The organism is Butyricimonas faecihominis (genome assembly GCF_033096445.1).
Lineage (GTDB): Bacteria > Bacteroidota > Bacteroidia > Bacteroidales > Marinifilaceae > Butyricimonas > Butyricimonas faecihominis.
Genome location: NZ_AP028155.1, coordinates 4,303,891 through 4,317,742, shown reverse-complemented (window position 1 = coordinate 4,317,742; position 13,852 = coordinate 4,303,891). Strand labels below are relative to the sequence as shown.

The 13,852-nt window shown below is 54.2% G+C and carries 10 protein-coding genes; 8 read left to right on the top strand and 2 right to left on the bottom strand.

The window, feature by feature from the left end; genetic code table 11:
• Positions 1-172 precede the first annotated feature (172 nt).
• Together R8806_RS17875 and R8806_RS17870 are read left to right on the top strand one after the other, a co-directional pair.
• Positions 173-1,408 (top strand): site-specific integrase, encoded by a 1,236-nt coding sequence (locus R8806_RS17875; protein WP_317715725.1) that lies wholly within the window; start codon positions 173-175, stop codon positions 1,406-1,408.
• A gap of 11 nt (positions 1,409-1,419) precedes the next feature.
• Complete coding sequence (locus R8806_RS17870) at positions 1,420-1,782, top strand: hypothetical protein (protein ID WP_004291423.1); 363 nt, start codon at positions 1,420-1,422, stop codon at positions 1,780-1,782.
• A gap of 77 nt (positions 1,783-1,859) precedes the next feature.
• On the opposite strand, the gene R8806_RS17865 is transcribed toward R8806_RS17870, so the two are convergent.
• A complete protein-coding gene (locus R8806_RS17865) occupies positions 1,860-2,165 on the bottom strand; it encodes a helix-turn-helix domain-containing protein (RefSeq protein ID WP_004291424.1) in 306 nt (101 codons plus the stop codon).
• Between the two features lie 31 nt (positions 2,166-2,196).
• Positions 2,197-2,496: a helix-turn-helix domain-containing protein gene (locus R8806_RS17860; protein ID WP_004291426.1), complete on the bottom strand. Its 300-nt coding sequence runs from the start codon at positions 2,494-2,496 to the stop codon at positions 2,197-2,199.
• A 138-nt stretch (positions 2,497-2,634) separates the two neighbouring features.
• Between R8806_RS17860 and R8806_RS17855 the strand changes: the two genes are divergently transcribed.
• The 6 genes from R8806_RS17855 (at position 2,635) to R8806_RS17830 (ending at position 13,575) form a co-directional block, all read left to right on the top strand.
• Positions 2,635-3,060: a helix-turn-helix domain-containing protein gene (locus R8806_RS17855; RefSeq protein WP_004291432.1), complete on the top strand. Its 426-nt coding sequence runs from the start codon at positions 2,635-2,637 to the stop codon at positions 3,058-3,060.
• A gap of 3 nt (positions 3,061-3,063) precedes the next feature.
• The gene (locus R8806_RS17850; RefSeq protein ID WP_004291454.1) at positions 3,064-3,414 is read left to right on the top strand and encodes a helix-turn-helix domain-containing protein; all 351 of its coding nucleotides are present in this window, start codon (positions 3,064-3,066) and stop codon (positions 3,412-3,414) included.
• Positions 3,415-3,434: 20 nt separating this feature from the next.
• Positions 3,435-5,006 carry a DUF3945 domain-containing protein gene (locus R8806_RS17845; RefSeq protein WP_004291455.1) on the top strand — a complete coding sequence of 524 codons (1,572 nt, stop codon included), beginning with the start codon at positions 3,435-3,437 and terminating at the stop codon, positions 5,004-5,006.
• 60 nt (positions 5,007-5,066) lie between these two features.
• Complete coding sequence (locus R8806_RS17840; RefSeq protein ID WP_004291456.1) at positions 5,067-7,154, top strand: type IA DNA topoisomerase; 2,088 nt, start codon at positions 5,067-5,069, stop codon at positions 7,152-7,154.
• A 162-nt stretch (positions 7,155-7,316) separates the two neighbouring features.
• Complete coding sequence (locus R8806_RS17835) at positions 7,317-7,769, top strand: DUF1896 domain-containing protein (protein WP_004304266.1); 453 nt, start codon at positions 7,317-7,319, stop codon at positions 7,767-7,769.
• The gene (locus tag R8806_RS17830) at positions 7,759-13,575 is read left to right on the top strand and encodes an N-6 DNA methylase (RefSeq protein WP_004291462.1); all 5,817 of its coding nucleotides are present in this window, start codon (positions 7,759-7,761) and stop codon (positions 13,573-13,575) included. Before R8806_RS17835 ends, R8806_RS17830 begins: the two co-directional genes overlap by 11 nt.
• The last annotated feature ends 277 nt before the right edge of the window (positions 13,576-13,852 follow it).

Genomic DNA, 13,852 nt, shown 5'->3' with positions numbered 1-13,852 from the left:
AAAATGCGACAAACGGGTACGAATAGCGAAACAAGGCTCTAAGGAATAGTGAGTTATCCATAACTCATGCGAAAAATCAGGTTACGGAAAAAGATTGCGCCGTTCCTCCCCGTTTTGCGTACCAACACCGGACTCTTCACCAACTAATTTTGAAACCCAAAAATTAAGGACAATGAAGAGTACATTTTCAGTAATCTACTACCTCAAGCGTCAGGTAGTGAAAAAGGACGGGACAGTTCCCGTCATGGGACGCATCACGGTGGACGGCAGCCAGACACAGTTCAGCTGCAAACTGACTGTCGATCCGAAACTGTGGGACACCAAAGGTGGACGTGTCACGGGCAGAAGCACGGCGGCACTCGAAACGAACCGTATGCTTGACAAGATGCGGGTACGCATCAACAGGCATTATCAGGAAATCATGGAGCGTGACAACTTCGTCACGGCGGAGAAGGTGAAGAACGCCTTTCTCGGACTGGAACACCGCTACCACACGCTGATGCAGGTGTTCCGCCAGCACAACGAGGACTACGAGAAGCAGGTGGAGGCAGGCATGAAAGCCAAAGGCACGCTGCTGAAGTACCGCACCGTTTACAAGCACATGGAAGAGTTCCTCGACATCCGCTACCATGTGAAGGACATCGCCCTAAAAGAGCTTACCCCGGCTTTCATCTCCGACTTCGAGATGTTCCTGCGCACGGACAAGCACTGCTGCACCAATACCGTGTGGCTGTACGTCTGCCCGTTACGGACGATGGTATTCATCGCCATCAACAACGAGTGGCTGACGCGCGACCCGTTCCGCGAGTATGAAATCAAGAAGGAGGAAACAACACGCAGTTTCCTGACCAAAGATGAGATCCGCCTGCTGATGGAGGGGAAACTGAAAAACGCCAAACAGGAATTGTACCGCGACCTCTACCTGTTCTGCGCCTTCACGGGGCTGTCGTTCGCGGATATGCGCAACCTTACGGAAGAGAATATCCGCACCTACTTCGACGAACACGAGTGGATAAACATCAACCGCCAGAAAACGGGCGTGGTGTCCAACATCCGCCTGCTCGACATCGCCAACCGCATAATCGGCAAATACCGGGGACTGTGCGGGGACGGCAGGATATTTCCCGTTCCGCATTATAACACGTGCCTTGCCGGTATCCGTGCCGTCGCCAAGCGTTGCGGCATCACCAAGCATATCACGTGGCATCAGAGCCGCCACACGGCAGCCACGACGATATTCCTCTCCAACGGTGTTCCCATCGAAACGGTCAGCTCCATGCTCGGACACAAGAGCATAAAGACGACGCAGATTTACGCAAAGATAACCAAAGAGAAGCTCAATCAGGACATGGAGAACCTTGCCGCAAGATTGAACGGCGTCGAGGAATTTGCAGGTTGCACCATCTAAAAAGAAAAGCCATGAAACGTGACACAATCATCATCGAGGACAAGGCAGTCAGCGTAACCGGTAACGACGTGTGGATGACCGCCACCGAAATAGCCGGATTGTTCCATACGACCGTCCCGGCAGTGAACGCCGCCATCAGAGCCGTCCGCAAGTCGGACGTGCTGAACGACTACGAGGTGTGCCGCTACATGCAGCTTGAAAACGGGCTGCACGCGGACGTGTACGCCCTTGAAATCATCATCCCGGTCGCTTTCAGGGTGAATACCTACAACACCCACCTGTTCCGCACATGGCTGGTGGGAAAGGCACTCTCACAAGAGAAACGGCAGACATACGTGATGTTCATACAGAACGGAAAAGCCGGGTATTGCTGATTGCACATACCCCATAAGACAAGTAAACGGGTAGCACCACAAAAGGTGTCACCCGTTTACTTTTTCATGAAACCGCCTCACTCCAGCGGCTTGCGGTAGTTCGCTTCCAGTACCCCGCGCAGCCCCGTTTCCGGGTAAAGCACCTTCCCTCCCAAAAGTATGAAGGGCAACACGCGGTTGTTGCGGTATTCCTGCAAGGTGCGCCGGCTCACACGGAGCAGTTCCGACACCTCGCCGTCCGTCAGGTAACGTTCCCCGTCCAGCGGAGGACGGTAGCTTTCCAGAAATGCGGACAGCCATTTCGAGCCTTTGCGCATATCCTGCACCACAGAGGCTATCGGCTCGTCTTCCATCGTAAAAACATCGTTGTTCTCGTTCATCATAACTTCGGATTCAGTGGGTGAATAAATCAAATCATCTGCCGTGCGGATAGAGCGTGCCGACAAGCGGTATCAGCCGCTTCACCTCCTCTGGCTTGTAATAGAACCTGCGGTTTATCTGCGAGTAGCCGATAAGCCGCCTGTCACGCAGCGTCTGCAACGTGCGCGGGCTTATTCTCAACTGCCCGCAGACCTCCTCGCCCGTGAGCCATCTTTCCATGCGCCCCGTGTCGCTTTTGCGCCTCAGGGCGGCGACCTTCTCCGAGAGTGCGCCGAATGCCGCCACCATCATCTCGAAAGTCTTTTTCTCGATAGATACTATTTCCATATTCATGTCATTTAGAGTTTGCCGCAAAGGTAACGAAACGGCATACAAGACGTATCGTTTTCCGCTGAAAGGCTGCCTGTTGCGCCGTTTGACCGGGTTACGGAGCCATCTTCCGCAAAAATCTTACGTGAGTCACGTAGTGAGTTGTTAAAGCCCCTTTTGTTTATTGCCGAATTTTGTCGCAGAAACAAAAAGAAAGGACTGAACATGAAAGTGATAACAATGGAAAGTTCCGCCTACAAGGAGATGATGGCGCAGATTGCGAACATCGCAGGGTACATCCGCGAGGCAAGGGACGAGAAGAAACGGAAGCGGGAAACCGAAGACAAGCTGCTTGACACGGCACAGGCGGCGAAGATGCTCAACGTGAGCAAGCGCACCATGCAGCGTATGCGCACCGACCACCGTATCGAGTATGTGGTGGTACGCGGAAGCTGCCGCTACCGCCTTTCCGAGATACTGCGGCTATTGGAGGACAACACAGTAAGGAACGAGGAAGGGACAATAGACACCCTGTTCCACAACCACACGCTGCGCACGGGCGGCAAACCAAAAGGAAGGAGGACATAGGTCATGGAACTGCTCACACGAAACAACTTCGAGGGCTGGATGCAGAAGCTGATGGAACGGCTCGACCGTCAGGACGAACTGCTGCTGGCGATGAAGGCTGAGGGGAAACAGCCCACTATCACGGAAAGCATCCGCCTTTTCGACAATCAGGATTTGTGCATGTTGCTCCAGATAAGCAAACGCACCCTCCAACGCTACCGCAGCGTAGGCGCATTGCCCTACAAGACGCTGGGCAAGAAGACCTATTACAGCGAGGAGGACGTGCTGACATTCCTTTCCAACCATATCAAGGACTTCAAAAAGGAAGATATAGCCTTCTACAAGGCTCGTATCCATAATTTCTTTCATAAATAACCCATTAAAACATTTTTCAGATGGCAAAGAAAAAAGACGAAAAGGACGTGCTGGTAGTCCGTGACGAGAAGACAGGCGAGATCAGCGTGGTAGCCGGGCTGAACGCGGACGGCACACCCAAGCGCACCCCCGCAAAAGCGGAGAACGCGCAGAGTTTCCTGCAATTCGACCGACATGGCGACGTGCTGGACAACTTCTTCAAGAACTTCTTCCGGCAGTGCAAGGAACCCAGCCGCTTCGGTTTCTACCGCATTGCGGCAGACCAAGCTGAAAATCTCTTAGAGGTGATGAAGCAACTGCTGAAAGACCCCGAAGCGAACAAGGAGCTGCTCGCCCCTCACAAGGTGGACACCTCCGACTATGAGAAGAAGGTGCAGGAAGAGATGGCAGCACAACAGACAGAGAAACAAGAACCTCAAAAACAGGAGAACATGGAACAACGGAAAGAACAGCAACAGGACAAATCCGAACAGATGCAGGGCAAACGTGGCTACCAGCCCATCGACGAGAGTAAAATCAACTGGCAGGAGCTGGAGGACAGATGGGGCGTAAAGCGGGACAACCTTGAAAAGTCCGGCGACCTTACGAAGATGCTCAACTATGGCAAGTCCGACTTGGTAAAGGTCAAACCGACCTTCGGCGGCGAATCATTCGAGCTGGACGCCCGCCTCTCCTTCAAGAAGGACGGTGAGGGAAACATCAGCCTCGTGCCGCACTTCATCCGCAAGGAGCAGAAGCTGGATGAGTACAAGGAACACAAATTCTCCGACAATGACCGGAAGAACCTCCGCGAAACGGGCAATCTCGGTAGGGTCGTGGACATTGTGGACAGGGAAACGGGCGAGATCATCCCCTCCTACATCAGCATCGACCGCAAGACGAATGAAATCACGGACATTCCGGCAAGCAGGGTGCGCATCCCGGAGCGCATCGGCAAGACGGAAATCACCACGCAGGAGCGGGACATGCTCCGCGCCGGACTGCCCGTACGCGACAAGCTCATCGAGCGCAACGACGGCAGAAAGTTCGTCACCACCCTGCAAGTGAACGTGGAGCAGCGCGGCGTGGAGTTCGTGCCGGGAACCGGCAAGTCGCCCCGTACCGCACAGACACAGGAAACCAAAGGCGACACATCGAAAAGTCAGGCGCAGGGCGGGGAAAATGCCGCACAGACCAAGAAGGAGCAACGCCGCAACACGTGGACGAACGAGGACGGCAGCATCCGCCCCATCAGCAAATGGAGCGGCGTGAGCTTCACCGACCAGCAGAAAGCCGACTATGTGGCGGGTAAAGCCGTGAAGCTGGAGAACGTGACCGACAAGCAGGGCTTCCATGCCACGATGTATATCAAGTTCAACCCGGAGAAGGGACGCCCGTACCGCTACGACACGAACCCTGACAATGCACAGCAGGTTGCTCCGTCCAACGAGAGCCGCACGCAGGTGGCGGTGAACAACGATGGCAAGACCAACGAGGCTACAAAGAATCTGAGAGAGCCGTTGCAGAAAGGTCAGACCAACCCGAAGGACGCCCGCCAGCAACAGCAGCAGGAGAAGCCGCAGAAGAAAACGGGCAAGGGCATGAAAATGTAATCCCGTGTCCGCCACTGAATCCAAAATAAAATCCAAAGTATCAACAAAAAAGAAGAAGACATGAAGACAATCATTGCAGAAAAGCCCTCCGTGGCACGTGAAATCGCCCGCATCGTGGGCGCGACAAAGAGAGAGGAAGGATATTTCGAGGGAGGCGGTTATGCCGTGACATGGGCATTCGGACACCTCGTTCAGCTTGCCATGCCCGACGGCTACGGCGTGCGCGGATTTGTCCGTGACAACCTCCCGATTATTCCCGACACATTCACGCTCGTCCCCCGTCAGGTCAGGACGGAGAAAGGTTACAAGCCCGACAGCGGCGTGGTGTCGCAGATAAAAGTCATCAAAAGACTGTTCGACACAAGCGAACATATCATCGTGGCGACCGATGCCGGACGCGAGGGAGAGCTTATCTTCCGCTACCTCTACCACTATACGGGTTGCACCACTCCTTTCGTGCGCCTGTGGATCAGCTCTCTCACCGACAAAGCTATCCGCGAGGGACTGCGGAAACTCGAAGACGGCAGCAAATACGACAACCTCTACCTCGCCGCCAAAGCGCGGAGCGAATCCGACTGGCTCGTGGGCATCAACGGCACACAGGCGTTATCCATCGCCGCCGGACACGGCACGTATTCCGTGGGGCGGGTGCAGACACCAACGTTGGCTATGGTATGTGAACGCTACTGGGAGAACCGCCGCTTTACGTCCGAAGCATTCTGGCAGCTCCATATCGCAACGGACGGTTGCGACGGCGAAGTCGTGAAATTCTCATCCTCCGAGAAATGGAAAGAGAAAGAACCGGCGATGGAACTATATAATAAGGTAAAGGCGGCAGGTTGCGCCACTGTCACGAAAGCCGAGCGCAAGGAGAAGACGGAGGAAACTCCCTTGCTCTACGACCTGACCACGCTCCAGAAAGAAGCCAACGCCAAGCACGGCTTCACGGCGGAACAGACGCTTGAAATCGCGCAGAAACTCTACGAAAAGAAGTTGATAACCTATCCGAGAACGGGAAGCCGCTACATCCCCGAAGACGTGTTTGCCGAAATTCCCAAACTGCTCGCTTTCATCGGCACACAGCCCGAATGGAAAGACAAGGTGCGGGCAAAAGCCGCCCCGACACGCCGCAGCGTGGACGACGGCAAGGTGACAGACCACCATGCCCTGCTCGTCACGGGTGAGAAACCGCTCTTCCTCTCCAAAGAGGACAATACCATCTATCAGATGATTGCCGGGCGCATGGTCGAGGCATTCTCTGAGAAATGCGTCAAGGATGTGACCACTGTCACGGCGGAATGTGCCGGAGTGGAGTTTACCGTAAAAGGCAGCGTCGTGAAGCAAACCGGATGGCGTGCCGTCTATGGCGAGGAAAAAGAGGAAATTACCATCCCCGGCTGGCAGGAAGGCGACACGCTGACACCGAAAGGCTCGTCCATTACCGAAGGAAAGACCAAACCCAAGCCGCTGCATACCGAAGCCACCCTGCTCTCGGCAATGGAAACGGCGGGCAAGGAAATTGAGGACGACGCACTGCGGCAGGCGATGAAGGACTGTGGCATCGGTACTCCCGCCACACGCGCCTCCATCATCGAAACGCTTTTCAAGCGCGGTTACATGGAACGCTGCAAGAAGTCGCTTGTTCCCACCGAAAAAGGACTTGCCCTCAATTCCGTCGTCAAGACGATGCGCATCGCCGATGTTGCCATGACGGGCGAATGGGAAAAGGAGCTGGCGCGTATCGAGCGCGGGGAACTGTCCGACGACACCTTCCGCAAGGAGATAGAGGCGTACACACGTGAGATAACCTCCGAACTGATCTCGTGCGACAAGCTCTTCGGCAGCCGTGACTCCGGCTGCGCGTGTCCCAAGTGTGGCACGGGCAGGATGCGGTTCTACGGCAAGGTGGTACGCTGCGACAACACGGAGTGCGGACTGCCCGTGTTCCGGCTGAAAGCGGGACGCACCCTGTCCGACGATGAAATCAAAGACCTGCTCACCGAAGGGCATACCAAGCTGCTCAAAGGGTTCAAGAGCAAACAGGGCAAGAGTTTCGATGCTGTTGTCGCCTTTGACGGGGAATATAACACGACTTTTGTGTTCCCGGAGGCTAAAAAGGACAAGAAATTTTCAGGACGGAAGAAATAGTATTAACTTTGCCACTTGTTCAGAGTAATGAATTGTTCTTCGATACCGGATTACACTCATACTTTGGATTTAGTGGTGGCACTCGGAGGGATACCGAGTGCCTTTTTCTTCCTTTTTCCAACCGATTATCCCGTTAATTATCAATCCGCTAAATCCAAAGTAATGAACAACAAGAAGAAAAACGAGGGTCAGACCGACTTTTCCTATTACGGTCTGTACCTGCTGGACTATCTCCGCACGAACAAGTTTGAACAGGCTGACGACACCGCTTTCATACGGGAACGGGCCGACCGTGCCGCCGAAACGTATGAGAGGGCACGGCTTGAAGGCTATCCCGCCGATGGTGCGCAGGAACTGGCGATGGACACGCTGCTGCGCGGGCTGCATTATTCCCGTTACGCCATCCTCCGCGAAGTCGTGGAAAACGAGTTTGCCGATGAAGTGCCGGAAGAGAAGCGTGAAGCCTTTGTCCTGAAACTGCTGCCGCTTGTCGGCAACGTGTTCTCCGTCTATGACCTCTCGGATGACAATTTCGCCCTGTCTTCCGATTACGACCTGCTCTACACGGAGCTGACGGGAGCAACCGTCCTTTACTTAGACGAATATGGCGTTTAACCGCAAACAGAAACTGCGGGACAACATCGAGGCGATACGGACGGCATTCATCCTTGACAGGGAAAATAGGACAGCGACAACCGAAGAGCGTGCCATACTTCAAAGGTACTGCGGTTTCGGCGGTCTGAAATGTATCCTCAACCCTGCAAAGGAACTGACGGATGCCGTCCGGTGGGCGAAATCCGACCTCGAACTGTTCGCCCCGACGGTGGAGCTGCACAGGCTTATCCGTGAGAACAGCAAGGACGAAACAGAGTACAAGCGGTTTGTGGATTCGCTGAAAGCGTCCGTGCTGACCGCTTTCTACACCCCCAAAGAGATAACCGACACCATCGCGGACGTGCTGGCAGATTACAGCGTCCGCCCCGCCCGTATGCTCGAACCGTCGGCAGGTGTCGGCGTGTTCGTGGATTCCATGCTGCGGCACAGCCCCAATGCGGATGTGATGGCTTTCGAGAAGGATCTGCTCACGGGTACAATCTTGAGGCATCTCTATCCCGACCAGAAAATGCGCACCTGCGGTTTTGAGAAAATCGAAAGACCGTTCAACAATTATTTCGACTTGGCGGTGTCCAACATTCCGTTCGGTGACATTGCCGTGTTCGACGCGGAGTTTCAGCGGAGCGACTCTTTCGGCAGACGCTCCGCCCAGAAAACCATCCACAACTATTTCTTTCTCAAAGGACTGGATGCCGTGCGTGACGGCGGTATCGTGGCGTTCATCACCTCGCAAGGGGTATTGAATAGCACCAAGACCTCCGTGCGTAACGAGCTGTTCAGTCAGGCCAATCTGGTATCCGCGATACGCCTGCCCAACAACCTGTTCACGGACAACGCGGGCACGGAGGTGGGCAGTGACCTGATTGTCCTGCAAAAGAACCTCAGCAAGAAGGAAATGTCGCAGGACGAGCGGCTGATGACCGTGATACAGACGGACACGAAAACCGCCCTGACCGACAACGCCTATTTCATCCACCACCCGGAACGCATCGTGCATACGATGGCGAAACTTGACACAGACCCCTACGGGAAGCCCGCTATGGTTTATCTGCACGAGGGCAAGGCAGCAGGCATCGCCGGGGATTTGCGCCGTATGCTCGACGAGGATTTCCATTACAGGCTTGCCATGCGCTTGTATTCGGGTTCAATCCGGCAGGCAGGAACGGAAGAAAAAGTTGCCGTTCAAAATAAAGTAGAGCGTCCTGCCATAAAATTGGAAACAGTATCCTCGGCGCAGACGGTGGAAACTCCGACAGAAAAGCCGCAACCCGCAGATGAAAAGCCGGAGATAGAACCGCGCCCGCAATATTCCGCAGGCGTGCAGCTCACCCTGCTTGACCTCTGGGGGATGACGGAAGAGGTCAGCCAACCGAAAACCTCCAAAAAGAAAAAGACGGTGAAAAAGGCAGTTACGGCAAAGTCCACTCCGCCCAAACCGAAAGTCACGGTTACACCGACAGCTCCAACTGCAAAACCCGCAATGGAGAATAAGGAGGTGAAAGCGGAGAACACCGCCAAGCCTGCCGACCCGGACGACATCTATGCCACACTGGACTGGGATACCAATCCTCCCATCAACGGTTTCTATGAAATGATGATGGGTTTGACGCCGGAGCGTAGGAAAGAACTTCGGGAACTGGCAAGGCAGCATAACGAGAAACAAGTGGCGGAAAAGACGGAAGTGAAAGCCGTGCCGGAAACTTCCCGTGAGCAGCCACGACAGGAGGAAACACAGCCGGAGGCAGTCGCCGCACCTGCCGTTACAGATACCCCATCGGAAGCGGTGGGGACTTTCCTTTTCCCCGACATCGAAGCGGAAAAGCCGAAGGAGGAAGTCGTGGACCTTTCTCCGCGTGCCTACCACCGCACGCCGGAGATGCACCTGCGCGAAGGGTCGCTGGTGGCTGACCGGGGGCGTCATAACATCGGCTACCTGAAAGACATCACGCCATACGGGGCGACATTCCAGCCGCTCGACCTGAAAGGATACCAGAAGGAAAAGGCGTTGTTGTATGTGTCGCTGCGTGACGCCTACGAGCGTCTGTACCGTTATGAATCGCTCCGGCGCGAGGCAAATGTTCCGTGGCGAGAGCATCTGAATACCTGTTACGATGAGTTTGTCATGCGCTACGGCAACCTCAACGCCAAGCAGAACGTGAAGTTAGTGATGATGGATGCGGGCGGGCGCGACATCCTTTCGCTGGAACGGATGGAAAACGGAAAGTTCGTCAAGGCGGACATCTTCGAGCATCCTGTTTCCTTCGCGGTGGAGAGCCATGCCAACGTAGGCTCTCCCGAAGAAGCCCTGTCTGCGTCGCTCAACAAATATGGTACGGTCAATCTCGACTATATGCGGGAGATAACCGACAGCACGGCGGAGGATTTGCTCACTGCCCTGCAAGGGCGCATCTACTACAATCCGCTCGTGACCGGTTACGAAATCAAAGACCGTTTCATCGCCGGAAATGTCATAGAGAAAGCGGAACGCATAGAGGCATGGATGGGTGACAATCCCGAAAATGAGCGTATGCCGGAGGTGAAGCAGGCGTTGGAGGCTCTGAAAGATGCCGAGCCGCAGCGCATCGCCTTCGAGGATCTGGACTTCAATTTCGGGGAACGCTGGATTCCGACGGGTGTCTATGCCGCCTACATGAGCCGGCTGTTCGACACGGAGGTGAAAATCGCCTATTCCGCAAGCATGGACGAGTTTTCGGTGGTGTGCGGCTACCGCACCATGAAAATCACGGACGAGTTTCTGGTGAAGGGGTATTACCGGAACTATGACGGTATGCACCTCCTAAAACACGCCCTGCACAACACCTGCCCTGACATGATGAAGTCCATCGGCAAGGACGAGCATGGCAACGACATCAAGATGCGCGACAGCGAGGGAATACAACTCGCCAACGCCAAGATTGACGAGATACGAAACGGCTTCTCCGAATGGCTCGAAGAGCAGTCGCCGCAGTTCAAGGAGCGGCTTGTGACGATGTATAACCGCAAGTTCAACTGTTTCGTGCGCCCGCGCTACGACGGCTCCCATCAGACCTTTCCCGACCTCAACCTGAAAGGGCTGGCAAGCCGGGGTATCAAGAGCGTCTATCCCTCACAGATGGATTGCGTCTGGATGTTGAAACAGAACGGCGGCGGAATTTGCGACCACGAGGTGGGAACCGGTAAGACGCTGATAATGTGCATCGCCGCGCATGAGATGAAGCGTCTGAATTTGGCACACAAGCCGATGATTATCGGGCTGAAAGCCAACGTTGCGGAGATTGCAGCCACCTATCAGGCGGCATATCCCAACGCACGTATTCTGTACGCTTCGGAGAAGGACTTTTCGACCGCCAACCGTGTGCGCTTCTTCAATAATATAAAGAACAACGACTACGATTGCGTCATCATGTCGCACGACCAGTTCGGCAAGATACCGCAGTCGCCGGAATTGCAGCAGCGCATCCTGCAAGCAGAGCTTGACACGGTGGAGGAAAACCTCGAAGTGCTACGGCAGCAGGGAAAGAACGTGTCGCGGGCGATGCTGAAAGGATTGGAGAAGCGCAAGCACAACCTTGAAGCGAAGCTGGAGAAGGTGGAACACGCCATAAAGTCACGCACGGACGACGTGGTGGATTTCAAGCAGATGGGCATCGACCACATCTTCATAGATGAGAGCCACCAGTTCAAGAATCTGACTTTCAACACGCGCCACGACCGTGTGGCGGGATTGGGAAACAGCGAGGGAAGCCAGAAGGCACTTAACATGCTCTTTGCCATACGCACCATACAGGAGCGCACAGGAAAAGACTTGGGTGCGACCTTCCTCTCCGGCACGACTATCAGCAACTCACTGACTGAATTGTACCTGCTGTTCAAGTACCTGCGCCCGAAGGAGCTGGAACGGCAGGACATAAGGTGTTTCGACGCTTGGGCGGCGATATTTGCCAAGAAGACGACGGATTTTGAATTTAACGTGACGAACAATGTGGTCCAGAAGGAGCGTTTCCGCTACTTCATCAAAGTGCCGGAGCTTGCCGCCTTCTATAATGAAATCACGGACTACCGCACGGCGGAGGATGTGGGCGTTGACCGTCCTGCCAAGAACGAGATACTGCACCATATACCGCCCACGCCGGAACAGGAGGACTTCATACAGAAACTGATGCAGTTCGCCAAGACGGGCGATGCCACCTTGTTGGGCAGGCTGCCGCTTTCGGAAACGGAAGAAAAGGCGAAGATGCTCATCGCCACGGACTATGCCCGGAAAATGGCACTCGACATGCGCATGATAGACCCGAATTACGAAGATCATCCCGACAACAAAGCGAGTCACTGTGCCAAGATGATCGCGGAGTATTATCAAAAATACGACGCCCAGAAAGGCACGCAGTTCGTTTTCTCTGATTTGGGGACATACCAGCCGGGCGACGGGTGGAACGTCTATTCGGAAATCAAGCGCAAACTGACGGAGGACTACGGTATACCGCCAAGCGAGGTGCGCTTCATTCAGGAGTGCAAGACCGACAAGGCGCGGAAGGCGGTGATAGACGCCATGAACGCCGGGACGGTGCGTGTGCTGTTCGGCTCTACCTCTATGCTCGGAACGGGTGTGAACGCCCAGAAACGGTGTGTGGCTATCCATCATCTCGATACGCCGTGGCGACCGTCCGACTTGCAACAGCGTGACGGACGCGGAGTTAGGGCAGGTAATGAGATTGCCAAACATTTCGCCGGGAACAACGTGGATGTAATCATCTACGCGGTGGAGAAGTCACTGGACAGCTACAAGTTCAACCTCCTGCACTGCAAGCAGACTTTCATAAGCCAGCTCAAAAGCGGTGCGATGGGTGCGCGTACCATCGACGAGGGGGCAATGGACGAAAAATCGGGCATGAATTTCTCGGAATACATGGCGTTGCTCTCCGGCAATACCGACCTGTTGGACAAGGCGAAACTGGAAAAGCGGATCGCATCGCTCGAAGGGGAACGCAAGTCGTTCAACAAGGGCAAGCGTGATTCGGAGTTCAAGCTGGAGTCAAAGACCGGCGAGTTGCGCAACAACACGGCTTTCATAGATGCCATGACGGAGGACTGGAACCGCTTCCTGTCGGTGGTGCAGACCGACAAGGAGGGCAACCGCCTTAATATAATAAAGGTGGACGGAGTGGATTCCGCCGATGAGAAGGTCATCGGAAAGCGTTTGCAGGAGATAGCCAAGAATGCCACGACCGGAGGGTTGTACACGCAGGTCGGTGAACTTTACGGTTTTCCGATAAAGGTGGTGAGCGAAAGGATACTCAAAGAGGGATTGGAGTTCACCGACAACCGCTTCGTGGTCGAGGGGAACTACAAGTACACCTACAACAACGGGCATCTGGCGATGGCTGACCCGTTGGCCGCCGCCCGCAACTTCCTCAACGCGATGGAGAGGATACCCTCCATCATCGACCAGTACAAGGCGAAGAACGAGGTGCTGGAGATGGAGATACCGCAGTTACAGGAGATAGCGGGTAAGGTGTGGAAGAAGGAGGACGAGCTGAAGCAGTTGAAGTCCGAACTTGCCGCCCTTGACCGAAAAATTCAGCTGGAGCTTGCGCCACCCACGCCCGAAGTCGCAGAAAAGGAGAATGAAGGGCAACAGCTCAAGCCGGAAGCGGAAGATGTGAGGAACAGGCAGGCGCAATATCCCGAAAATGCACCGCCGCAGATACGCAGTCCGGCGGATAGTATCGTTGCCAACCATGTCATAATCGGGCGTCCGGGACTGTATGCCAAGGAGGAAACCCGGTCCAAAGGATTGAAAATATAACCTAAGGAATTTTATCTGAAGTATTAATAAGGGCTATCCCAAAAGGTCTAAAAGTAAATTTTATCCTTTCTGCAAGTATCTATAGGATGGCAACTGCATTTTTTTCTTTTTGGGCAGCCCTTATTAAAATTTATTCTTATTTTAGGTTATATACATTCATGTCCATTTATGTAAAAAATTCCTGCTGACCTTGTTTATGTCTTGTCAGTCACCATTTGCAAAACCATATTTGACCCTCAAAGAGGCTGAATTTGATAAGTAACTTGCTACATACTCA

Bases quoted from the DNA above. Each gene is read 5' to 3' on its own strand.
- R8806_RS17875 (WP_317715725.1), top strand. From the start codon at position 173: ATGAAGAGTACATTTTCAGTAATCTACTACCTCAAGCGTCAGGTAGTG.
- R8806_RS17870 (WP_004291423.1), top strand. From the start codon at position 1,420: ATGAAACGTGACACAATCATCATCGAGGACAAGGCAGTCAGCGTAACC.
- R8806_RS17865 (WP_004291424.1), bottom strand. From the start codon at position 2,165: ATGATGAACGAGAACAACGATGTTTTTACGATGGAAGACGAGCCGATA.
- R8806_RS17860 (WP_004291426.1), bottom strand. From the start codon at position 2,496: ATGAATATGGAAATAGTATCTATCGAGAAAAAGACTTTCGAGATGATG.
- R8806_RS17850 (WP_004291454.1), top strand. From the start codon at position 3,064: ATGGAACTGCTCACACGAAACAACTTCGAGGGCTGGATGCAGAAGCTG.
- R8806_RS17845 (WP_004291455.1), top strand. From the start codon at position 3,435: ATGGCAAAGAAAAAAGACGAAAAGGACGTGCTGGTAGTCCGTGACGAG.
- R8806_RS17840 (WP_004291456.1), top strand. From the start codon at position 5,067: ATGAAGACAATCATTGCAGAAAAGCCCTCCGTGGCACGTGAAATCGCC.
- R8806_RS17835 (WP_004304266.1), top strand. From the start codon at position 7,317: ATGAACAACAAGAAGAAAAACGAGGGTCAGACCGACTTTTCCTATTAC.
- R8806_RS17830 (WP_004291462.1), top strand. From the start codon at position 7,759: ATGGCGTTTAACCGCAAACAGAAACTGCGGGACAACATCGAGGCGATA.